Annotated in this window: 18 protein-coding genes; 6 read left to right on the forward strand and 12 right to left on the reverse strand. The window is 73.6% G+C overall.

The window, feature by feature from the left end; translation table 11 throughout:
• The first annotated feature begins 90 nt into the window (after nucleotides 1-90).
• From gcvP to NJC10_RS07125, 3 genes are all read left to right on the forward strand, one after another.
• On the forward strand, nucleotides 91-3,081 hold the full coding sequence (gcvP, locus tag NJC10_RS07115) for an aminomethyl-transferring glycine dehydrogenase (RefSeq protein WP_319075535.1): 2,991 nt from the start codon (nucleotides 91-93) through the stop codon (nucleotides 3,079-3,081).
• 14 nt (nucleotides 3,082-3,095) lie between these two features.
• Nucleotides 3,096-4,262: a glycine cleavage system aminomethyltransferase GcvT gene (gene gcvT / locus NJC10_RS07120; RefSeq protein ID WP_319075537.1), complete on the forward strand. Its 1,167-nt coding sequence runs from the start codon at nucleotides 3,096-3,098 to the stop codon at nucleotides 4,260-4,262.
• A 160-nt stretch (nucleotides 4,263-4,422) separates the two neighbouring features.
• Entirely contained in the window at nucleotides 4,423-5,268 is an 846-nt protein-coding gene (locus NJC10_RS07125; RefSeq protein WP_319075538.1) for a nuclease, read from the forward strand.
• On the opposite strand, the gene NJC10_RS07130 is transcribed toward NJC10_RS07125, so the two are convergent.
• From NJC10_RS07130 to NJC10_RS07165, 8 genes are all read right to left on the reverse strand, one after another.
• Nucleotides 5,269-5,760 carry a hypothetical protein gene (locus tag NJC10_RS07130; protein WP_248116598.1) on the reverse strand — a complete coding sequence of 164 codons (492 nt, stop codon included), beginning with the start codon at nucleotides 5,758-5,760 and terminating at the stop codon, nucleotides 5,269-5,271. It abuts the gene before it with no gap.
• Between the two features lie 78 nt (nucleotides 5,761-5,838).
• A complete protein-coding gene (locus tag NJC10_RS07135) occupies nucleotides 5,839-6,879 on the reverse strand; it encodes a hypothetical protein (RefSeq protein ID WP_319075540.1) in 1,041 nt (346 codons plus the stop codon).
• A gap of 90 nt (nucleotides 6,880-6,969) precedes the next feature.
• Nucleotides 6,970-8,220 (reverse strand): amidohydrolase, encoded by a 1,251-nt coding sequence (locus NJC10_RS07140; RefSeq protein ID WP_319075542.1) that lies wholly within the window; start codon nucleotides 8,218-8,220, stop codon nucleotides 6,970-6,972.
• A 100-nt stretch (nucleotides 8,221-8,320) separates the two neighbouring features.
• Nucleotides 8,321-9,094 carry a hypothetical protein gene (locus NJC10_RS07145; RefSeq protein WP_319075544.1) on the reverse strand — a complete coding sequence of 258 codons (774 nt, stop codon included), beginning with the start codon at nucleotides 9,092-9,094 and terminating at the stop codon, nucleotides 8,321-8,323.
• A 41-nt stretch (nucleotides 9,095-9,135) separates the two neighbouring features.
• Nucleotides 9,136-9,741, reverse strand: coding sequence for a DUF5058 family protein (locus tag NJC10_RS07150; protein ID WP_319075598.1), 606 nt, complete (start codon nucleotides 9,739-9,741; stop codon nucleotides 9,136-9,138).
• Nucleotides 9,723-9,908 (reverse strand): hypothetical protein, encoded by a 186-nt coding sequence (locus NJC10_RS07155; protein WP_319075546.1) that lies wholly within the window; start codon nucleotides 9,906-9,908, stop codon nucleotides 9,723-9,725. Before NJC10_RS07155 ends, NJC10_RS07150 begins: the two co-directional genes overlap by 19 nt.
• Before the next feature lie 170 nt (nucleotides 9,909-10,078).
• Nucleotides 10,079-11,047 (reverse strand): AsnC family transcriptional regulator, encoded by a 969-nt coding sequence (locus tag NJC10_RS07160; protein WP_319075548.1) that lies wholly within the window; start codon nucleotides 11,045-11,047, stop codon nucleotides 10,079-10,081.
• Between the two features lie 22 nt (nucleotides 11,048-11,069).
• On the reverse strand, nucleotides 11,070-11,954 hold the full coding sequence (locus NJC10_RS07165; protein WP_319075549.1) for a hydroxymethylpyrimidine/phosphomethylpyrimidine kinase: 885 nt from the start codon (nucleotides 11,952-11,954) through the stop codon (nucleotides 11,070-11,072).
• A gap of 190 nt (nucleotides 11,955-12,144) precedes the next feature.
• On the opposite strand from NJC10_RS07165, the gene NJC10_RS07170 reads away from it, so the two are divergent.
• Entirely contained in the window at nucleotides 12,145-12,765 is a 621-nt protein-coding gene (locus tag NJC10_RS07170) for a DUF4126 domain-containing protein (protein WP_319075550.1), read from the forward strand.
• Between the two features lie 31 nt (nucleotides 12,766-12,796).
• Here the strand turns inward: NJC10_RS07170 and NJC10_RS07175 are convergent, their stop codons facing one another.
• Nucleotides 12,797-13,120, reverse strand: a complete 324-nt coding sequence (locus NJC10_RS07175; protein ID WP_319075551.1) for a putative quinol monooxygenase — start codon at nucleotides 13,118-13,120, stop codon at nucleotides 12,797-12,799.
• 98 nt (nucleotides 13,121-13,218) lie between these two features.
• Here NJC10_RS07175 and NJC10_RS07180 point away from each other — a divergent pair, with 98 nt between their 5' ends.
• Complete coding sequence (locus tag NJC10_RS07180) at nucleotides 13,219-13,854, forward strand: N-acetyltransferase (RefSeq protein ID WP_319075552.1); 636 nt, start codon at nucleotides 13,219-13,221, stop codon at nucleotides 13,852-13,854.
• A 100-nt stretch (nucleotides 13,855-13,954) separates the two neighbouring features.
• Complete coding sequence (locus NJC10_RS07185; protein WP_319075553.1) at nucleotides 13,955-15,169, forward strand: acyl-CoA dehydrogenase family protein; 1,215 nt, start codon at nucleotides 13,955-13,957, stop codon at nucleotides 15,167-15,169.
• 6 nt (nucleotides 15,170-15,175) lie between these two features.
• Here the strand turns inward: NJC10_RS07185 and tgt are convergent, their stop codons facing one another.
• The 3 genes from tgt to NJC10_RS07200 all read right to left on the reverse strand — a co-directional run bounded on the left by tgt (nucleotide 15,176) and on the right by NJC10_RS07200 (nucleotide 20,685).
• Entirely contained in the window at nucleotides 15,176-16,540 is a 1,365-nt protein-coding gene (gene tgt, locus NJC10_RS07190) for a tRNA guanosine(34) transglycosylase Tgt (RefSeq protein WP_319075554.1), read from the reverse strand.
• A gap of 40 nt (nucleotides 16,541-16,580) precedes the next feature.
• Nucleotides 16,581-17,534 (reverse strand): ornithine cyclodeaminase family protein, encoded by a 954-nt coding sequence (locus NJC10_RS07195; RefSeq protein ID WP_319075555.1) that lies wholly within the window; start codon nucleotides 17,532-17,534, stop codon nucleotides 16,581-16,583.
• Nucleotides 17,535-17,646: 112 nt separating this feature from the next.
• Nucleotides 17,647-20,685: a S8 family serine peptidase gene (locus NJC10_RS07200; RefSeq protein WP_319075556.1), complete on the reverse strand. Its 3,039-nt coding sequence runs from the start codon at nucleotides 20,683-20,685 to the stop codon at nucleotides 17,647-17,649.
• Between the last annotated feature and the right edge of the window lie 54 nt (nucleotides 20,686-20,739).

Below are 20,739 nucleotides of genomic sequence, written 5' to 3' on the forward strand. Positions count from 1 at the left end.
CCCCTCAGGCCGGCGGAAACTCTCAGGTCCATGACAGAGCGGGGAGGAGCAGACCACGCCGTGACCGGCAGGATCCCCCGGAGGTAGCTCGTGACCAGCCCCCAGACCGCAGCCCAGACGACGGCGGACACGCCCGCCACGGACGGCCTCGAGCCGCGCGACGGCGCGTCCGCCCCGTTCGTCGCCCGGCACATCGGCGCCCGTGACGAGGACGTCCGCCACATGCTCGAGACGCTGGGCTACGACTCGCTGGACGCCCTCGTGGACGCCGCCGTGCCCGCCGGCATCCGCCAGCCCAGGCCGCTGGACCTGCCCGCCCCCCTCACCGAGGCGGCGGTGCTGGAGCGCCTGCGCGAGATCGCCGGCCGCAACGTCATGAAGACCCAGATGATCGGCCAGGGCTTCTCGGACACCGTGACCCCGGGCGTGATCCTGCGCAAGGTCCTCGAGAACCCGGCCTGGTACACGGCCTACACGCCGTACCAGCCGGAGATCTCCCAGGGCCGCCTCGAGTCGCTCCTGAACTACCAGACGATGGTGCAGGACCTCACCGCCCTGCCGATCGCCAACGCGTCCCTGCTGGACGAGGCCTCCGCGGCCGCTGAGGCCGTGCTGCTGATGCACCGCGCCAACCGCAAGAAGGGCGACGGCGTCACCCTCCTCGACGCGGACCTCTTCCCGCAGACGCTCTCCGTCGTCCGGATGCGCGCCGAGGCCGTGGGCATCGACGTGCGCGTCGCGGACCTCTCCGCCGGCATCCCCGAGGACGTCCGCGCCGAGGTCGAGGAGAAGGGCCTGTGCGGCGTCGTGCTGCAGCAGCCCGGCGACTCCGGCCGCCTCCACGACCACGCCGCCGTGATCGCGCAGGCCAAGGAGGCCGGCGCCCTCGTCACCGTGGCCGCGGACATCCTCTCCCTCGCCCTCATCACGCCTCCCGGCGAGCAGGGCGCGGACATCGCGGTCGGCTCCACGCAGCGCTTCGGCGTCCCGCTGTTCTTCGGCGGCCCCCACGCCGCCTACATGGCGGTCAAGGACGGCCTGCAGCGCTCCATGCCGGGCCGCCTCGTGGGCGTCTCGCACGACGACGCCGGCAAGCCCGCCTACCGCCTGGCCCTGCAGACCCGCGAGCAGCACATCCGCCGCGAGAAGGCCACCTCCAACATCTGCACCGCGCAGGCGCTGCTGGCCATCGTCGCCTCCATGTACGCCGTCTACCACGGCCCCCAGGGCATCGCCGCGATCGCCCGCCACGCCCACCGCCAGGCCGTGCGCCTCGCGGAGGCGCTGCGCTCCGGCAGCGTCGAGGTCGCCCACGAGGCCTTCTTCGACACCCTCACGGTGAACGTGCCCGGCCGCGCCGAGGAGATCCTGCGCGCCGCCGAGGAGAACGGCGTGAACTTGCGCCTCGTGGACGCGGACACCCTGCGCATCGCCGCGGACGAGACCACCGTGGACGCGGACCTGGCCGCCGTGCTCACCGCCTTCGGCCTCGACGCGGGGACGCTGCCCGCCGGCGCGCACGACGGCGCCGTGGCCACCCCGGCCATCCCGCGGGAGCTGCGCCGCACCTCCGCGTTCCTGACGCACCCGGTGTTCAACAGCCACCACTCCGAGACGCAGATGCTGCGCTACCTGCGCCGCCTCTCCGGCTACGACCTGGCGCTGGACCGCACCATGATCCCGCTGGGCTCGTGCACGATGAAGCTCAACGCCACCGCGGAGATGGAGGCCATCTCCTGGCCCGAGTTCTGCTCGATCCACCCGTACGCCCCGGACCACCAGACCGAGGGCTGGCGCTTCCTCATCGAGGACCTCGAGGACAAGCTCGCCGAGATCACCGGCTACGCGGGCGTCTCGGTGTCGCCGAACGCCGGCTCGCAGGGCGAGTTCGCGGGCCTGTGGGCCATCCGCCAGTTCCACCTGGCCAACGGCGAGGGCGAGCGCGACGTCTGCCTCATCCCCGCCTCGGCGCACGGCACCAACGCGGCCTCCGCGGTGCTCGCCGGACTGAAGGTGGTCGTGGTGGCCACCGCGCAGGACGGCACGATCGACGCCGCCGACCTCGACGCCAAGATCGCGGCGAACGAGGGCCGGATCGCCGCCATCATGATCACCTACCCCTCCACGCACGGCGTGTACGACGCGGACGTGAAGGACGTGTGCGCGACGGTGCACGCGGCCGGCGGCCAGGTGTACATCGACGGCGCCAACCTCAACGCGCTCGTGGGCCTCGCCCAGCCGGGCGAGTTCGGCGGCGACGTCTCCCACCTGAACCTGCACAAGACCTTCTGCATCCCGCACGGCGGCGGCGGCCCCGGCGTCGGGCCCGTGGCGGTGGGCGAGCACCTCAAGCCCTACCTCCCGAGCCGCGACGTGCTGATGACGGCGGCGCCGCACGGCTCCGCCGGCGTGCTTCCCATCTCCTGGGCGTACATCCACCTCATGGGCGCCGAGGGGCTGAAGGACGCCACCGAGCACGCGCTGCTGGGGGCGAACTACATCTCGCGCCGCCTGGCGGACCTCTACCCCACGCTGTACACGGGCAACGACGGGCTCGTGGCGCACGAGTGCATCCTCGACCTGCGCGAGCTCACGGCCAAGACCGGCGTGACCGCGGAGGACGTGTGCAAGCGCCTCATCGACTACGGCTTCCACGCGCCGACCCTCGCCTTCCCGGTGGCCGGCACCCTGATGGTGGAGCCCACGGAGTCGGAGGACCTCGGCGAGATCGAGCGCTTCATCGAGGCCATGACGGCCATCCACGCCGAGATGCTCGAGACGACGCCGGAGACGGTCGAGGACTCGGTGCTGCGCCGGGCCCCGCACACGGCCACCACGCTCATCACCTCGTCGTGGGACCGCGCCTACTCCCCGGAGAAGGCCGCGTTCCCCGTGCCGAGCCTGCGCATGGACAAGTACTTCCCGCCGGTGGGCCGCATCGACGGCGCGTACGGCGACCGCAACCTGATCTGCTCGTGCCCGCCGCCGGAGGCCTTCGAGGAGGCCGCCGCCGACTCGGCCGCCGCGACCGGCACCCCGGACGCCCCCGTCTCCACCGCCACCGCGTCCCTGGGCCACTGAGAGAGGAACCTGACATGACCGACTCCCTGCGCAACTCCCCGCTCCATCCGGTCCACGAGGCCGCCGGGGCCTCCTTCACCGACTTCGGCGGCTGGAACATGCCCCTGAAGTACGGGTCCGAGCTGGCCGAGCACAAGGCCGTCCGCGGCTCGGCGGGCCTGTTCGACCTCTCCCACATGGGCGAGGTCCGCGTGAGCGGCCCCGAGGCCGGCGCCATGCTGGACCACGCCCTCTCCAGCACGCTCTCCGTGCTGAAGCCGGGCCGCGCCAAGTACGCGCTCTGCCTCACGGACGCCGGCACGATCCTGGACGACCTGATCGTCTACCGCAGGGACGACGGCGCCGCGGGCTCCGAGCCCGACTTCCTCGTGGTCCCCAACGCCGGCAACATCGCCGCGGTGCACACGGCCCTGAACCAGCGCGCCTCCGGGTGGGACGCGACGGTCGAGGACGAGTCCGCCTCCACGGCCCTCGTGGCGGTGCAGGGCCCGCGCGCCGAGGCGATCCTGGCCCACGCCATGCCCGCGCAGGCCGAGCAGCTGGCGGGCCTGAAGTACTACGGCCACCTCACGCTGAGCCTCCCCACCGACGCCGGCGAGGTCACCGTGCTCGTGGCCCGCACGGGGTACACGGGCGAGGACGGCTTCGAGCTGTTCGTGCCCGCGGACTCCCGCCAGGAGGCGGGCGACCGCGGCTCCGCCGTGTGGAACGCGATGCTGCAGGCGGCCGAGGCCGCCGACGTCGAGCTCACCCCGTGCGGCCTCGCCTCCCGCGACTCGCTGCGCCTCGAAGCCGGCATGCCGCTGTACGGCAACGAGCTGGACACCGCGCACCAGCCCCATGCCTCCGGTGTGAGCTTCGCGGTGCCTGCGGCCAAGGAGGCGGACTTCGTGGGCAAGGCCGCCCTCGTGGGCGCCGACGGCGTCCAGGAGGTCCTCGTGGGCCTGCGCGGCGAGGGCCGCCGGGCCGCCCGCCACGGCTATCCCGTCCTCGACGCCGAGGGCAACCGGGTCGGCGAGGTCACCTCGGGCGCCCCGAGCCCGACGCTCGGCTTCCCGATCGCGATGGCCCGCGTGGCCCGCGAGCACGCCGCTGAGGGCACCTCCCTCCAGGTGGACCTGCGCGGCAAGGGCGAGCCCTTCACCGTGGTGCCGCTGCCGTTCTACCGACGCGAGCGCTGACCGCGGGGGGCCCTCGCGCGCACCCGGCGCCGCAGCGCCCCGGACCCGCCGCACGGCAGGTCCGGGGCGCTTCGCTAGACTCGGCCTCCGGGCCCGACGGCCCCGCCCGCGGGGCGGTCGTCGTCCCCCACCCTCCATCGCCCACCTGCAGGAAGTCCGCATGACTCACGTCGCCGCTCAAGCCCGGGTGCCCAAGAAGGGCTTGCTCATCTTCCTCGGGGTGGGGGGCCTGCTCCTGCTCCTCGGGGTGCTCTCCGTGCTCAAGGGCATCGTGGACGAGCGCTCCCGCGTGGACATCGTCTCCGTGGTGGACGGCAACACCGTGGTGGTGAACGCGGGCGGGGAGCAGAAGACCCTGGTCATGGCCGGTGTGACCGCGGCCCCGCGCAATCCGGACGGCCTGCGCGTCGGCACCGAGTTCTGCCTGGGCGAGGAGTCGTACGCGTGGCTGCGCGACCGCCTGCCGCAGGGCGCCGTGGCCACCGTCAAGACGAGCCGTCACGGGGCGCCCGAGGGCACCGAGTCGGCGGTGTTCACGCTCGCCGGCTCCACCGTGAACGTGGACATGGCGGAGGCGGGCATGGCGGCCCCCACCGGCGAGGGCGTGGGCCGTGGTCTCCGGGAGGAGATCGCCCAGGCCAACGAGACGGCGCGGAAGAGCGCGAACGGCCGGGGGTCGGGGCTCTACGACGTCGAGGAGAACTGCACGCTCAACCACGAGCTCTACGAGTCCTCCTACGCCCTCGAGCACGCGCCGACGAGCGCCGAGGCCACCGTGGACGCGCTCGACCAGCGCTCCGTGGAGTACGCCGACACGCTGGACGAGGTGCGGCTCGTGCGCCAGGACATCGCCGAGCTCGACGCTTCGCGTGGCACCTTCACGGACCTCGCGTGGGCCCCGGCCAAGGAGGACCTCCAGAAGAAGGCGGACGCCGTCGTCTCCGAGGGCCTGCAGGTGCTGCGGGACCTCAACGCGAAGCGCAACGAGCTCGTCGCGCAGGGCTGATCACGCCGCGGCGGGATCCTCGGCGCCCGGCGTCACGACGTCCACGAGCGGCCGGGCGGCCATGCGGCCCAGGCCCATGAGCACGCCGGCCGGGAACCCGATCACCGGGATAAGCATCGGCAGCACGCCCCCGGCGCCCTGCGTGAGCACCACGAGCCCGTAGAGCATGCCCACGAGGGCGTAGGCCAGCACGTGGACCCACTGGTTGGTGACGTGGCGGAAGGCCACGTTGACGAGCAGGCACAGCGGCAGGCCCACCACGAGGCCCGCGATCCCGACCACGCTCAGCAGCGGCGTGAGGCTGCCGAACTCCTGGAGCCCCGGGATGAGGGAGAGCGCTGCCACGATCGCCGCCATCACCAGGTTCGGCGCGAGCCAGGCCACGAGGAACCCGTTGAGGCCCATCCGCAGGCGCGGACGCGGGCCCGCGGCGGCGCGCTGGGCCGCGCGGCGGGCGCGTGCGGTGGACTTGACCGGGGCGGGGGTGGTCATGGGGCACTCCGTGGTTGGACGACATCGGGCGGCTCCCCACTCTAGTGGGGAGCCGCCCGACGCCGGTCGTCCAGGGTGTCAGCGGCGCTCGCCGTCCACCTCGAAGGACAGCTGGTGCACGCCCGGCCAGGTCTGCACCGTGGGGATCTCGTCCCACACGAGGCGGCCGGACTCCTCATCGGGGGAGACGGTCAGGGCGCCCAGCTCACCGTCGATCACCAGGAGGGTGAGCTCGAACGGCTGGCCCTCATGGGTGAAGTGGCCGCGCACGGGCCAGGTGAAGTCGTGGGGCACGGCGCGCTCCACGTCCTCCTCCGCCTCCACCACGAGGGGGAGCCAGTCGATGCCCTCGGCGTCGCCGTCGGCGGGGATGCGGACAGCGTCGGCGACGGTGCGCATGTGCGGCAGCTGGGCGCGCAGGGCGGCCGCGCCGGGCAGGTCACGGCCCTCGAAGAGCGTGGGGTCCAGCAGCGTCTCCACCAGGACGCGCGCCTCCACCGGCACGGGCGCGGTCTCCACCGCGTCGTCGGCCTCGTCCGTGACGTCCGTGGCGAGGGGCACGTAGGCGTCCTCCAGGGCGGGGCGGCGGTCCGTCTCCGCGGTGGCCACGAGGGGGGCGTAGGAGTACACGCCCTCGGCCTCGTCCTCACGGCGGCGGGAGCGCGCGGAGCGGGTGAGCCCGACGGCGGCGGCGACCGTGGCGGCGAGGGCCGCGAGGGCGGGGCCGTACGCCTCGGGTCGCAGGAGGCGCTCCATGGGGGTGGGCTCCGGGGTGCGGACGTGACGCACGGCCGCGGTGACCGCCGTGGCGAGGGCGCCGGTGGCGAGGGCGCCGCCGCCGAGCAGCCAGGGGAGGCGAGAGGACTCCGAGGACTCCTCCACGCGGCGGGTCGGGGCGTCGGTGCCGGTCACCACGGTGCGCACGACCGGGGGCTCGGGCGTGGTGGTGTGCACGTCCACGGTGCGCTCGACGCGTTCCTGGGCGGGGACGCGGGTCTCCACCACGACCGGCGGGGCCGGGGTGGTGCGGGTGGCCATGACGTCGGCGGGGTCGGTCAGGCCGAGGTCGTCGGCCGGGGGGACGGGGGCGCCGGACGTGGCGGGGCGATGAGTGTCCATGACCCCAGTCTGTGCCATGACCCCGCGGGGTGTCCCGGGTTGGCGGCTCCGTCGTCCCGCCCGCGGCGGCACCGGTCCCGCCCGCCCGGCTCAGCGGCCGAGCACGTGCAGGATCCCGGCGAGGGCGGCGTGGACGCCCGTGGTCAGGGTCGGCTCCAGCACGGGGGCGAACTGCGGGGTGTGGTTGGCGGGGTTGTCCTCGAGCTCGTCGCCCTCGAATCCGCCCAGGAACCAGTAGACCAGCGGGACGCCGAGCGCGTCGGCGAGGGCCCCGACGTCCTCCGAGCCCATGAGCGGCGGCATCTCGGTGACGGCCTCGGCCCCCAGCTCCGCGCGCAGCGCGTCCATCACGGACGGGGTGAGCTCGACGTCGTTGTGGGTGCGGGGGAACGAGTTGTACCGGACGATCTCGGGTTCGGGGGCGCCGGAGGCCAGCGCCTCGGCCGTGAGGATCCGGTGGATCGCCGCGGAGACCTTTGCGCGGACCTCGGGCGTGGGCGTGCGCACGTTCAGCGCGATCTCCGCGGTGTCCGGGATGACGTTCTCCTTGAGCCCGGCGTGGAAGGTCCCCACCGTGACGACCGCGCGATCGGACGGGGCCACCTCGCGGGAGACGACCCCCTGCAGCCGCGTCACCGCGTGGGCGGCCAGGAGGATGGGGTCGATCGAGCGCTCCGGCATGGACCCGTGCGCCCCCCGGCCGCGGAAGGTCACGCGGAAGGAGTCGGCGAGGGACATCGCGTCGCCGGTGACGTAGCGGACGGTGCCCGCCCGCGCCGGCATGACGTGCTGGCCCAGCACGGCGGCGGGGCGGGGCACCCGGTCCCACAGTCCGTCCTCGAGCAGCGCGGCGGCGCCGGCGGCGGTCTCCTCGCCGGGCTGGAACACGAACACCACGGTGCCGGCCCACGCCTCAGGGTGGCGGGAGAGCACCCGGGCAGCGCTCAGCCCCATGGCCACGTGCGTGTCGTGGCCGCAGGCGTGCATGACCGGGGCCTCCGTGCCGTCCGGCAGGGTGCCGCGGGCGGTGGAGGCGTACTCCAGGCCGGAGTCCTCCTTCACCGGCAGGGCGTCCGTGTCCGCGCGCCAGGCCACCACCTGCCCCTCGGCGCCGTCCGGGTGGCGCAGGATCCCGACGACGCCGGTCCCGCCGACGCGCTCGTGGTCGATTCCCAGCTCGTCCAGGCGTGCCTCGATCCATGCGGCGGTCTCGTGCTCCTGCATGGACAGCTCCGGGTGACGGTGCAGGTGGATGTACTCCTCATGCAGGGTCTCTGTCAGCTCCGGGGTCAGGTGCATGCCCTCGGGCAGCGGTGCGGCGGTGCGGGTGGTCTCGGTCATGGTGTGCTCCTCGAGGGGTCGTGGGGATCGGTCCGGCTCCATCGTCGGTCCGCTGGGGGAGCCCTGACCAGGCAGGAGGGCCGGGCCGGGGCGGATCGCCTCAGTAGTGCAGGTCGGCGGAGTCGGTTGCGGCCGGAGAGGTCTTCGGGCGCACGAGGTAGGCGACGACCACGGTGAGGATCACGGTGATCGGGGTGCCCAGGAAGGACAGCGGCTTCCACACGGGGGCCAGGGACGGGATGAGCAGGAACGCGACGGCCGCACCGAGCGCGAGGGCCACGATGGTGGTGCGCGGGGCCTTGGAGGACCAGATCGCCTGGACGATCACGGCGCCGAGCACGGCCGGGAGGATGTAGGAGCTCACCACGAGCAGGACGTCCTTGGGCAGCAGCGACACGAGCCAGGTGCCCAACAGGCCGACGAACACCAGGAGGCTGAGGAGATGCACGGTGGCGGCGCCGCAGATGGCCATCACGGCCGCGACGTCGCCTCGGGGGGTGCCGGGCCTGGCCTTGACGGTGTCCTGCGCGACGACGGCGGCCGGCAGCAGCTTGGAGGAGATGTTCCCGATCAGGAACGCCTGGTACATCGCCGAGGAGCCGAGCACGGGGAAGTAGGCGATGGGCTCGACGACCCACAGGACGCCGAACGTGGTGGCGACGAGGCCCCAGGCGGTGAACACCTCCTGAGGGGTGACCCCGAGGTCGGTGAAGAAGTAGAGCCAGGCGGGGCCGGCGAGGGAGAGGGCCAAGCCCGCGAGCATGGTGATCATGCCGGTGCGGGAGGTGCTGCGGACGAATCCGTCCATCGCGGCGGCCTGGGTGCCGGAATGCCGGGCCGTGGTGGCCTGGACGGCGGGGGTGGAGGTGGTCATGGTGCGCTCCTGAAGGGCGGAAGGACGGGGAAGGGGGGCGCTCAGGCGGCTGGGACGAGGGCGACGTTCGCGAAGTACGCGGCCACGAGGCCCGCGATGATGGAGATGCCCAGGGCCCACTCCTTGAGCCAGTGCGCCGTGAGCGCCCGGGCCACGAACTGCAGCAGGAGCATGACGCCGGCGGCGACGCCGGCGGTGATCCAGACGACCGGGGCGGCCGGGGTCTGCTTGGCGAGCTCGCCGAAGGTCAGGCCCGCGAAGGCGCCCAGGACGGCGGCGGCGGGGATCACGGTGAGGACGACGGGGTTGACCTGGGCGAGCTTTGCGGATCCGCGGCGCAGGATCGGCGTGGACAGCAGGGTGGCCAGGATCCAGCCGGCGCCGCCGAGGGACATGGTGATGAACGCGAGGGCGAAGATGTGCTGGTCGTACCCGGCGCCGCCCAGCGGGGCGCCGGCCGACTGGGCGGCGATCTTGGCCGCGCCCGTCTCGAAGGCCGCGGAGCCGATCAGGCCGATGCGCACGAGCACCGCGGGAGTGCCGAACAGGGCGAGCAGGGAGATCGCGACGATCACCACGGCCAGGGACGGGCCGACGGAGGCGATCGCGCCGGAGCGGAACGCCGACGTCAGCTCGGAGCGCTCGATGCCGAGGTCTGGGCAGCCCGGCGCGCGGCCCGGACGTAGAGGAACGACTGCACGAAGATGATGCCGAACACGCCGATCGCGAAGATCCAGAGGATCGGGGCGTTGGCCACGGCCAGGATGTCGGTCGAGGTGGTCGGCGCCTCGCCGACGAGCAGGGTCACGGGCATGGGGTCCTCCGAGGGGGTGCGGCCTCCGCGGTCGCGGGGTTGGCCTTCACCGTGACATGCCTCACGGAGGGTGGCAATGATTGGAGGAATCGGACGAAGAAATGGCTGATTCCGTCATGACCCAGCTGAAGGCGGGGTGTGGAGGGTGCGAAAGGGGGGAATCGGCCGATTCACTCCGACCAGGGCATGAATCGGCCGCCGCGCTTGCGGGCGTGGAGCACCAGCGAGGTCTCGACCGCCGCTGCGTGCGCCACCCAAGGTGCGCCGGTGATCATCTCGTACAGCTCTGTGCTGGTCCGGCAGGTCACGTCTGCGACCACCTGGTGGTCCCCGGCCACGGCCACCGCATACCGCACGCGCGGATCCTCGGCGAGCAGGGCACCCAGACGGTCGACGGCGTCCGGCGCTGCGGAGATCCACAGCACCGCCTCCACCGGCAGCCCCACCCGCGCCGGCTCCACGAGCGCCCGCACCTGGACCCGCGCGGAGGAGAGCAGCGCGGAGAGCCGCCGTGCCGCCGTCGACTCGGAGACGTCCGCGGCGCGCGCCAGTGCCTCCACGGTGGCCCGCCCGTCCGCGACGAGGGCGTTCAGCAGGGCCTCGTCCACGCCCGTCAGCGGCTCCGTGTAGCCCATGGCCGCCAGCTCCGGCCCGTCCGTCGTGCGCAGCGCCGCCACCTGCTCCGGTGCCAGCGCGCCCGAGGTCCAGTGGCGGATGGTGCGGAAGTAGCGCAGCACGGGGTACGTGTGCACATGCGTCAGTCCCACGACGGTGGGGATCTCCTGCATGAGCACGGGCGTCATCCGGCCGGCCTCGAACAGGAGCTCGGCGACCGCGTCACTGCCACCCGTGACCGCGTAGGCGAACGTGGTGTCCGCGCGCTGGGCGAGCGCCTCCACCGCCACGCGCCCCGTGCCCGGCGCGCACCGCACGCTGAGCAGGGCGGTCTCCGCCCGCGCCGGCATCCCGGCCACCTGCACCGTTCCGGACTCCAGCAGCGCCGCCCCGTGGCGGGCCACCGTGCGCTCCGGGGCGTCGAGCACCGTGGCGATCCGTCGCCAGCTGGCGCGGGGGTCCACCTGCAGGGCCGTCGCGACCGCCAGGTCCAGACCTGCGAGCGGGGTGGGGGATGCGCCCACGCTCACGCGTGCGGCCGCCCGCTCACGCGCGCCCGCCGCCCGGTGCCACAGTCGGGCGCACGGGGTCGTGCGCCTTCCGCAGGCCGCCCTGCCAGAGGGCGGCGAACGGGGTGGCCCCCTCCACGGCCTGGGCGATGCCCGCGGCCACGAACTCCTTCGCGCGACGGGCGGCCTCGAGGGGGGTGGCGCCCTTGGCGAGCTCGGCGGTGACGGCGGCGGCCAGCGAGCAGCCGGCGCCGGAGACGCCGGCCTGCCCGATCTTCGGGTGGACGAGCACCTCCACGGTGTCCCCGTCCACGAACACGTCCACGGCGTCCGGGCCCGCGATGTGCATGCCGCCCTTGGCGAGCACGGCCGCGCCGGAGATCTCGTGGATTCGCTCGGCGGCGGCGGTCAGGTCCTCCACGGTGCGCACGGTCATGCCGGAGAGCTGCTCGGTCTCGAAGCGGTTAGGGGTGGTGAAGGTCGCCAGCGGGAGCAGCTCGTCCCTCAGGGCCCGGTCCGTGTCCAGCGCGTGGCCCGGCTCCTGGCCCTTGCAGATCAGCACCGGGTCCAGCAGGACGTGGTCCCACTCCTGGCGCTTCAGCGCCTCGGCGGTGGTGCGGACGGTCTCCGGGGAGCCCATCATGCCGAGCTTCACGGTGCGCAGACGGCCGGCGTAGTCCGCCTGCACCGCCTCCAGCTGATCCGCGAGCACCGCGGTGGGCACGGGGAAGAAGCGGTGGCTCCAGTCGTCCCGCGGGTCGAAGGAGACGATGCACGTCAGGCTGACGACGCCGAAGACTCCGAGCTCCTGGAACGTCTTCAGGTCGGCCTGCGCACCGGCGCCGCCGGTGGCCTCCGATCCGGCGATGGCCAGGGCGAGGGCGGGCGCGGTGGACGGGGCTGGGGCGTCGGTGGCGGGCATGCGTCCATGGTAGGGCGGACGAGGCCGGGCGTAGGGCGGACGAGGCCGGGGGCCCCGGCCGTGCGGCGCCGTCCGGACACGCAGCGGTGGCCTGGCCCCGGCGTCGTCGGTGTTGAATGGAGGGACGGCGCCCGGTCCGCGCGTCCCGCTCCCGGGACCCCGGTGCCGCGACGGAAGGAAGCGGGTGCGCATGCTCGAGATCCTCACCGGCGCCGGACTGGCCACCTCGGCCGGGCTGAACGCCTTCATCCCCATGTTCGCCCTCGGCCTCCTGGACCGGTTCACGAACCTGGTGAACCTGCCGGAGGCGTGGGCGTGGCTCTCCAGCGACGTCTCCCTCTGGGTCGTGGGCGTCCTGCTCGTCCTGGAGGTGGTGGCGGACAAGATCCCCGGCGTGGACGCCATGAACGACGCCGTCCAGACCGTGGTCCGTCCCGCCGCCGGCGGCATCACCTTCGCGTCCGGCATCGGCACGGAGACCACCACCGTGCGCGACCCGGACGCCCTGTTCGCGGGCGGCGCGTGGGTGCCGATCGCGATCGGCGCGGCCATCGCGCTCGTGGTGCACCTGGCCAAGGCGGGCACACGCGTGGGCGCCAACACGGTCACCGTGGGCACGGCGGCCCCCGTCCTCTCGACGGCGGAGGACGTCTCCGCGGCGGCCCTCACCCTCACGGCCCTGTTCCTGCCGGTGGCCGTGCTCGTGGTCCTCGCCGTCGCGCTCGCGGGCCTGTGGCTGCTCGTGCGCACGGTCCGGGCACGACGACGGCGCGGCACCCGGGGTGGGGGCCGCGCCGTCGTCGGGGGCTGAACGGGGCGAAGCCCCCGCCAGGCAGGGCGGATCAGTCGATCTGGAGCTCGCCCATGGGCCCCCAGCCGTCGCCGTCGACCTGCTTGGAGATGATCTGCGGGGTCTTCGCGAGGTAGGGGCGCTGGGCCTCGAGGCCGTCCTTGAAGTGCTGGGACTCCACGTGCGGACCCGCGCCCTCGTCCGTGAACGCCTCGATGAGCAGGAGCTCGTCCGGGCTGCCCTCGACGGGGCGGTACCACTCGAACCACAGATTGCCCGGCTCGGCCCGGGTGGCGGCGGTGAACTCGGCGGCGGCGGCCAGGAGCTGGTCCGCCTGCCCGGGCTTGGCGGTGAACTTGACGTTGATGAGGATCATGCCGTCATTGTCCCAGTGTTGGCCGGGGCGGCGCACGTCCCGGCGGTCGGACGCGGGGAGCCCTGTCTTCCGCATCACATCGGGGCTAGCGTGAGCCCATGAGCATCCCGCAGCAGGAACCCCTGGAGAACGGACGCACCGCCCGCGTCCCCCGCGAGGGGCGGCTCGGACACCGTTGGCCCACCCGAGTGGCGGACCCCGCGTCCGAGGGCGACGGCCACGCCATCCGCCGCATCACGCAGCTCGCATTCGAGTCCGATGCCGAGGCTCGGCTCGTCGAAGAGCTGCGCCAGGACGAGGGTGCATGGCTGTCTCGGTACTCGATGGTCGCCATGATCGCGGCGATTCCGGGGACGGACCTGCACTCGGACCCCGTGGCGTACGGCGTCCTGGTGCGCGCCCGGATCGGCGACGAGCCGACCCTCGCGCTCGCCCCGCACGGCGTGCTGCCCGAGCACCAGAACCAGGGCGCCGGCACCGCCGTCGTGGAGGCGCTCCTCGAGGCCGCGCAGCGGGACGGCGAGAAGCACGTGGTGGTCTACGGCTGGCCCGAGTACTACTCCGGCTTCGGGTTCCGCCCCGCCGGCGAGCACGGCGTGACGGCCGGGTTCGCCCGCCAGCCGGAGGCCCTCCAGGTCCTGGTGCTGGACGAGACGGCCGAGGTGCCCGCGGGTGAGTTCCGCTATCCGGAGGCGTTCGGCGCCGACAACGCGCAGGTGGCCGGGCGGGACTGACCGCGGCAGCGCCGCCGGCCGGACGCGGTGGGCAGGCACGGGTCTCCCGGAGGTAGTGTGACGTGTCACATCGATCCCGCCGTCGCCCCTGGAGCCTGAGATGACCGAGACCCTGCCCACCGCCGAGCCCGACTACTCCGTCCAGAACCCCCTCGACACGGACTTCTACCTGGCCTTCGCGGACCTCTCCGCCGACGACCGGGCCGTCTGGGAGCGGGCCCGCGCGTTCGCGCTGGAGCCGGACGTGCTGCCTCGGGTCCGCGAGGCGTGGGACCGCCACGAGTACCCGACCGAGCTCGTCGCCCGCCTCGGGGCGGCGGACCTGCTGCGGGACGGCGTCACGGTGGAGGGCATGCCGGAGGTCTCCCGCGTGGCCGCCGGACTCGCCGCCATGGAGCTGTCCCGTCTGGACGGGTCCATCGCGACCATCGTGGCGGTGCAGGGCGGCCTGGCCATGCGCTCCATCGAGCTGTGCGGGTCCGAGGAGCAGAAGTCCGAGCACCTGCCGGCCATGGCCCGCGGTGAGCTCCTGGGTGCGTTCGCGCTCACCGAGCCCACCCACGGCTCCGACGCCGTCTCCCTCGAGACCCGCGCGGAGCGCGTGGACGGCGGCTGGCGCCTCCACGGCCACAAGAAGTGGATCGGCAACGGCGCGGCCGGCGGCATCACCGTGGTGTGGGCCCGCGGCGGCGACGACGAGAAGGTCCGCGGCTTCGTCGTCCGCCAGGAATCCGAGGGCTACGCGGCCGAGGTGATCAAGGGCAAGATCGCCCTGCGGGCCATCGACCAGGCCCACATCACCCTCGACGGCGTGTTCGTCCCGGACGCCGACGTCCTGCCGGACGCCCGCTCCTTCAAGGACACCTCCCGCGTGCTCTTCGCCACCCGCGTGGGCGTGGCCTGGCTGGCCGTGGGCGCCGCCCTGGGCTGCTACGAGGCCGCCGTGCAGTATGCCCAGCAGCGCGTGCAGTTCGGCCGTCCGCTGGCCGCGTCCCAGTCCATCCAGACGCGTCTGGCCGCCATGCTCTCCGACCTCACGCAGAGCCAGCTGCTCGTGCTGCGCGCCGCGCGCCTCGAGGACGAGGGCCGCCTCACCGGGCCCATGGCGTCCATGGCGAAGTTCTCGGCCACGCGGGCGGCCCGGCGCATCGCCGCTGACGCCCGTGACCTGCTGGGCGGCAACGGCATCCTCATCGAGCACGAGGTGGCCCGCCACTTCGCGGACATCGAGGCGATGCACACCTACGAGGGCACGGAGACCGTGCAGGGCCTGATCATCGGCCGCGAGATCACGGGCATCGGCGCGTTCGTCTGAGCGCGGTCAGCCCTTCGGGGCGTAGTACCGGCCGAGGGTCTCGGCCTTGAGATCGGGCAGCGTCCCGTCCTGCATGGCCGCGCGGATGCGGTCCACGAGGGAGACCGTGAACCGCTCGTTGTGGATCGAGACGAGTGTGTGCGCCACCATCTCCTTGGCCTTCATGAGGTGGCGGATGTAGGCCCGCGAGTAGTTCGCGCACACGTAGCAGTCGCACTCGGCGTCGAGCGGCCCGAAGTCCCGCTTGTACTTCGCGCCCGGCAGGTTGAACCGGCCGTCGCGCGTGTAGAACGCGCCGGTGCGGGCCACGCGGGTGGGGGAGACGCAGTCGAACGTGTCCGCGCCGTTCTCCACGGCCGTGAAGAGGTCGTCCGGCTCGGAGATCCCGAGCAGGTGTCGCGGCTTGTCCTCGGGCAGCTCCTGCGCGCACCAGCCGACGATGGTCCCGAGGTTCTCCTTCTCGAGCGCCCCGCCCACGCCGTAGCCGTCGAAGCCGTTCGACGCGGCGTCCAGCTCCCCGGCCGCGGGGAACTCCGTGCGCATCGTGGAGAGGTCCCGGCAGGCCTTGCGGCGCAGGTCCTCGTATTGCGCGCCCTGGATCACGCCGAACAGCGCCTGGTACGGCCGGTCGGCACGGACCCCGGTGAGGCGGGCGTGCTCGTCAAGGCAGCGCTGGGCCCACCGGCGGGTCCGCTCGAGGGCCTCCTCCTGGTAGCCGCGGGAGTTGTGCAGGGTGGTCAACTCGTCGAAGGCGAACATGATGTCCGCCCCGAGGTTGTGCTGGATCTGCAGTGACACCTCGGGCGTGAACCGGTGCTTGTCGCCGGTGAGGTGGGACGTGAACCACACGCCGTCGTCGTCCACGTTGGCCAGGCGCTCCTTGCCGGGGGCGACGGCGTCGTCCGCGCCCTGGCCGGCCGGGGCGTCCGGGCCCTTCATGTCGATGACCTTCTTGAACCCCGAGCCGAGGCTCATCACCTGGAAGCCGCCGGAGTCCGTGAACGTGGGGCCGGGCCAGTTCATGAACGCGCCCAGCCCGCCGGCCTCGTCGAGGAGGTCGTCACCGGGCTGGAGGTACAGGTGGTAGGCATTGGCCAGCAGGGCCTGCGCGCCGAGCTCCTTCATGGACTCCGGCAGCACTGCCTTGACCGTGGCCTGCGTGGCCACCGGGATGAACGCCGGGGTCTGGATCTGCCCGTGCGGGGTGCTGATCACGCCGGTGCGGCCCAGCGGGGCGCCGTCGACGCCCCCGGACTCCAGGCGCGAGGTCACCTCGAACCCGAAGTGCGTGGGATGGGCGGGGGCGCTCGCGGCGGCGGGCGACGACGGCGCGCGGCGCCCTCGGGAGGCAGATGCGGGGGTGACGGACATGCGTCTCAGCGTAGTGGCGGCGTGCGGCGCGGGCGGCTGCTCAGGCCCCCGCGCGCTCGGCCACGGCGACGGCCACCGCGAGGTCCTGCCACGGCATGCCCGTGGTCACGAACACGCCGGGCCTGCCCGTCGGCCGACGCGCCGTCCCCGCCGCGAGCTCGGCGAGCGTGGCCACGTCTCCGATCCCGCGGAGCGCGCCGGCCTCGATCGCCAGGAGCACGTCCCCGGCCTCCCGCAGGGCGGAGTCCCGGGACTCCACGGCCACGAAGCCGCGCCCCATGAGGACGTCGTCCAGCTCTCGGGCGTCCGGGGTGTGGGCGCCCATCGCGACGACGACGGCGTCGTCCCGCACGAGGTCGCCGTCGAAGAAGGGCTGGGTCGCGGATGTGGCGCACACCACCGCGTCGCCCTCGGCGGCGGCCTCCGCGCCGCCGGTGTCCGCGTCGACGCCCAGCTCCCGTTCGATCCGTGCGGCCATGGCCTCGGCCTTGAGACGGTTCCGCCCGGCCACCGTGATCCGCTCCAGCGTGAACACGTCCGCGAACGCCACGGCGTGCTCCCACGCCTGCACCCCGGTGCCGAACACTGCGAGGTGACGTGGCGCCGTCGTCCCCATCAGCCGGACACCCAGCGCGGAGACCGCCGCGGTGCGCAGGTTGGTGAGCTCGGGCCCGTCGATCACCGCGCGCGGGGACTGCTCCTCGCCGCCGAAGAGGACGTAGACGCCCTGGATGAGCGGCCGGTCCCGCGCGGGATTGTCCGGGGAGACGGTCAGCAGCTTCGTGCCGGTGTCCGTGCCCGCCGTCGAGGGCATCTGCAGCAGCTGGCCGTGCGCGGTGTCCAGGCGGGTGCGCGGGGCGTCGTGCTCCGGATCGACGCCGGAGCGCAGCGCCGCCTCGAGGGCGTTCACGGCCTGCGTGGGGGTCAGCGCCGCGCGGACGGCGGGGCCGGGGACGTAGGGCAGGGAGGACGGGGGGACGTCGTTCGCGGTCATGGCCTCCACGGTACGGAAGGGACGGCACGGAAGAGGCGGCCCCCGTCAGGGGGCCGCCTCGTCTCCGGGGGTCCCGCTCGGCTCTCGCCGGCGGGCCCGCCTCATCCGCGCATCACTGCACGCGCACGGTGGTGGTGTCCACCACCCTGCCGTCGTGCAGGATGTCCACGGTGCCCATGTAGGGGCTGACCCCGTCGGTCTCCAGGGTGCCGTGGAAGACGTGCGTCTCTCCGGGCTTCACCGCGGCGGAGGCCGGGTCGAAGGTCAGCACGCCGTTGTCGCCGCCGCCCTCCTGCGGGAAGAACACCCGCAGCGTGTAGTCGATCGGCGCGTCGGAGGGCAGGCCGTCCGCGCCCGGCTTCGCGACCACGTAGACCTGGTGCTCGGGGGCCGAGCTGTAGATCCGGCCCTGGTAGACCTCCGTGCCGGTGCCGCGCGTCGTGGAGCGGGCCACGGGGTAGCCGGACCACGAGCTCGTCACGTAGACGTCCAGGTCCACGTCGGGCGCGGTGGTCTCGGCCTCGATCCGCACGGTGGGGTAGCCGCGCGGGTACGCGAAGTCGTGAGCGGTCAGGGCCGCGTCGGCCTTGTCGAAGAACGGGCGGCGCACCGTGGTGCCGGTGTGCTCCTCGCCGCGGGTCAGCCCGTTCACGCGGGTGGTGAAGGTCCCGTCCACGCCGGAGAGGACCGGCAGCTCGAGCGAGTCGGCGTCCCGCTCCACGGTCACGGTGGCCGGGGCGTCGGCGACGCCGGGGCGCACGACCACGGGGATCCGCACCCGCTGCTCGGCCGGGCCGGTCCACACGATGTGGCCGGTGGCCCACTCGCCCGCGGGAGCGCCCGCGGCGGTGACGGAGATGTCCACGTCCGCGTCGGCCCCGCGGCGCGGCTTGATGACCTGTGGGGAGACGGAGACGTCGAGGCCCTCGAGGCCCTCCACGTGCGCGGTCCACTCGCCGTTGGAGCGACCCACGTTGGTGAGCGTGCGGGTCACGGTCTGCGAGCCGTAGAGCTCGCCCATCGCGATCGAGGGGACGTTGAGGTCCGAGGCGTCGATCGGGTTCTCGGAGACCGGCTCGCCGGTGGCCGCGAACGTGATGCCCTGGCCGGCGAGGTAGTCGAACCAGTCCTCTCGGTCCGAGTCGAACACGAGCCCCGGGTCCATCATCGTCGTCGGGTCCACGAAGCCCGCGCCGCCCGCGAACGGGGACGTCTCGGACGCGTGGTCGCGCGCCGTCGTCATCATGGCGGACTTGATCTCCATGGGGCTGAACTCGGGGCGTCCCTGCTTCACGAGCGCGGCGAGGCCCGCGATGTGCGGGGAGGACATCGAGGTGCCCGAGACGTAGGCGAAGTCCTCGCCCGCCTCCTCCGGCGAGTATGCGGCGAGCACGTCCACGCCGGGGGCGGAGATGTCCGGCTTCAGCAGGTCCGACTCGGCGGCCAGGGACGGGCCGCGCGAGGAGAAGCCCGCGACCTCGGGGACCAGGGTGGTGGTGCCCTCGTTCGTGGCCAGGATCTGGCCGGTGGCGTTCCCGGCCCGCACGTAGGCCAGCAGGGCATCGCGGTCCGTGTGGTCCAGGTGCACGGAGGGGATCGCGTGCAGGTCGGCGTTGAGGCCGGCGTCGGTGACGTTCACGAGCACCATGCCGACGCCGCCGGCGTCCTTGACCACGGTGGACTTCTGGGCGCGGGCGTTCTCGCCGCGGTCGCAGACCACGATCTTCCCGGCCGCCTTCGCGGAGTCGAGGGTGCCCGGCAGGCACAGGGCGGCCTTCGCGGGGTCCGCGCCCGCGGCGGCGATGTCGCCGGCGTAGACCAGGGCAGTGGAGGCGGGCAGCGGGGCGGTGACGGAGGAGCCGATGAAGCGCTGGCCGTCGCCGGTCACGAGCGTGTGCTCGTAGACCGCGTGGCTCGAGGCCGCCACGGTGGTGATCCACGGCGAGGGGTGCGCCGTCGTCGAGACCGTGGGGCCGGAGTTGCCGGACGAGGCCGCGACGAACACGCCGGCGGTGGCGGCGTTCATGAAGGCCACCTCCACCGGGTCCACGACGTTGGTGCTCGTGCCGGAGATCGAGAAGTTCACGACGTCCACGCCGTCGGCCACGGCCGCGTCGATCGCGGCCACGGTGTCCGAGGTGGCGCAGCCGCCGCCGGTGACGCCCTCCCAGCAGGCCTTGTAGGCGGCCACGTGGGCGCCCGGGGCCATGCCGGAGACGGTGCCGCGCTCGAGGCCGCCCACCGTGGCGGTCACGTCCTTGTTGCCGGCCGCCGTGGAGGCGGTGTGGGTGCCGTGGCCGCCGGCGTCCAGCGGGGAGAGCGTCTCGACCTCGGCCAGGCGGGCGGCGCCGAAGCCCTGCACGAAGTACTTGGCGCCGATCAGCTTGTCGTTGCACGAGTCGGCGGGGAATGCCTCCGCGTCACCGGTCTCGCAGCCGCCGGCCCAGTCCGCGGGGGCGGCGGGGTGGCCGCGGTCCTGGAAGGAGGCGGCCTCCGGGCGGATGCCGCTGTCGATCACGCCGACGACAACGCCGCGGCCGGCCTGCGCCTGATCGCCCTTGTTGCCCAGGAGCCCCGCCCACACGCCCTTCTTGCCCGTGAGGCCGAGGAAGTCGGGGGAGGAGACGGTGTCCATCTGGCGGATCTCGTCCGGCACGACGGCGAGCACGGCCGGGTCGGCGGCGAGCGCCGCAGCCTCCTGCGCGGTGAACGTGCCGGAGAATCCGTTGAGGGCGGTGGTGTACCGGGTGTGCGGGGCGCCGGCGCCGGTGCGCTCGAGGACCTTGTCCTGCTTCTTCGTCAGGTGCTTGGCGTAGGCCCGGGCGTTCGCGCTCTTGGGGTTGAAGCCGTTGTCCCGGCCCTTGCCCTTGCCGGGGCGGGTGGGGGCGTACCCCTCGGTGCCGCCGTCGTAGGAGGCCACGGGCGCCTCCGCCAGGACGACGACGTAGGCGCCGTCCTCGAAGGTCTCGGGGGCGGGCGCGGTGCGGGACGTGTCCGCCGCGGCCCCGGTGACGGCGGTGACCGCGGCGGGATCGGGGGCGGCCGAGCCCTGCTCGGGGGCGGCCCCGGCGGTGGCGGCGCCGGAGAGGACCAGGGCGAGGGCCGAGGTCACCCCGAGGGCGCGGTGGCGACGAGTGGGCGAGTGGGTCATGAGGATCCTCCGTGAGTGACGGGACGGCGCCTGGGCGACGTTCCCGCCATCCCA

Origin of the sequence: Micrococcus sp. M4NT, from assembly GCF_033790745.1 — a bacterium.
Taxonomy (GTDB): Bacteria; Actinomycetota; Actinomycetes; order Actinomycetales; family Micrococcaceae; genus Micrococcus.

Bases quoted from the DNA above. Each gene is read 5' to 3' on its own strand.
- gcvT (WP_319075537.1), top strand. From the start codon at position 3,096: ATGACCGACTCCCTGCGCAACTCCCCGCTCCATCCGGTCCACGAGGCC.
- NJC10_RS07125 (WP_319075538.1), top strand. From the start codon at position 4,423: ATGACTCACGTCGCCGCTCAAGCCCGGGTGCCCAAGAAGGGCTTGCTC.
- NJC10_RS07130 (WP_248116598.1), bottom strand. From the start codon at position 5,760: ATGACCACCCCCGCCCCGGTCAAGTCCACCGCACGCGCCCGCCGCGCG.
- NJC10_RS07135 (WP_319075540.1), bottom strand. From the start codon at position 6,879: ATGGACACTCATCGCCCCGCCACGTCCGGCGCCCCCGTCCCCCCGGCC.
- NJC10_RS07140 (WP_319075542.1), bottom strand. From the start codon at position 8,220: ATGACCGAGACCACCCGCACCGCCGCACCGCTGCCCGAGGGCATGCAC.
- NJC10_RS07145 (WP_319075544.1), bottom strand. From the start codon at position 9,094: ATGACCACCTCCACCCCCGCCGTCCAGGCCACCACGGCCCGGCATTCC.
- NJC10_RS07155 (WP_319075546.1), bottom strand. From the start codon at position 9,908: ATGCCCGTGACCCTGCTCGTCGGCGAGGCGCCGACCACCTCGACCGAC.
- NJC10_RS07165 (WP_319075549.1), bottom strand. From the start codon at position 11,954: ATGCCCGCCACCGACGCCCCAGCCCCGTCCACCGCGCCCGCCCTCGCC.
- NJC10_RS07170 (WP_319075550.1), top strand. From the start codon at position 12,145: ATGCTCGAGATCCTCACCGGCGCCGGACTGGCCACCTCGGCCGGGCTG.
- NJC10_RS07175 (WP_319075551.1), bottom strand. From the start codon at position 13,120: ATGATCCTCATCAACGTCAAGTTCACCGCCAAGCCCGGGCAGGCGGAC.
- NJC10_RS07180 (WP_319075552.1), top strand. From the start codon at position 13,219: ATGAGCATCCCGCAGCAGGAACCCCTGGAGAACGGACGCACCGCCCGC.
- NJC10_RS07185 (WP_319075553.1), top strand. From the start codon at position 13,955: ATGACCGAGACCCTGCCCACCGCCGAGCCCGACTACTCCGTCCAGAAC.
- tgt (WP_319075554.1), bottom strand. From the start codon at position 16,540: ATGTCCGTCACCCCCGCATCTGCCTCCCGAGGGCGCCGCGCGCCGTCG.
- NJC10_RS07195 (WP_319075555.1), bottom strand. From the start codon at position 17,534: ATGACCGCGAACGACGTCCCCCCGTCCTCCCTGCCCTACGTCCCCGGC.
- NJC10_RS07200 (WP_319075556.1), bottom strand. From the start codon at position 20,685: ATGACCCACTCGCCCACTCGTCGCCACCGCGCCCTCGGGGTGACCTCG.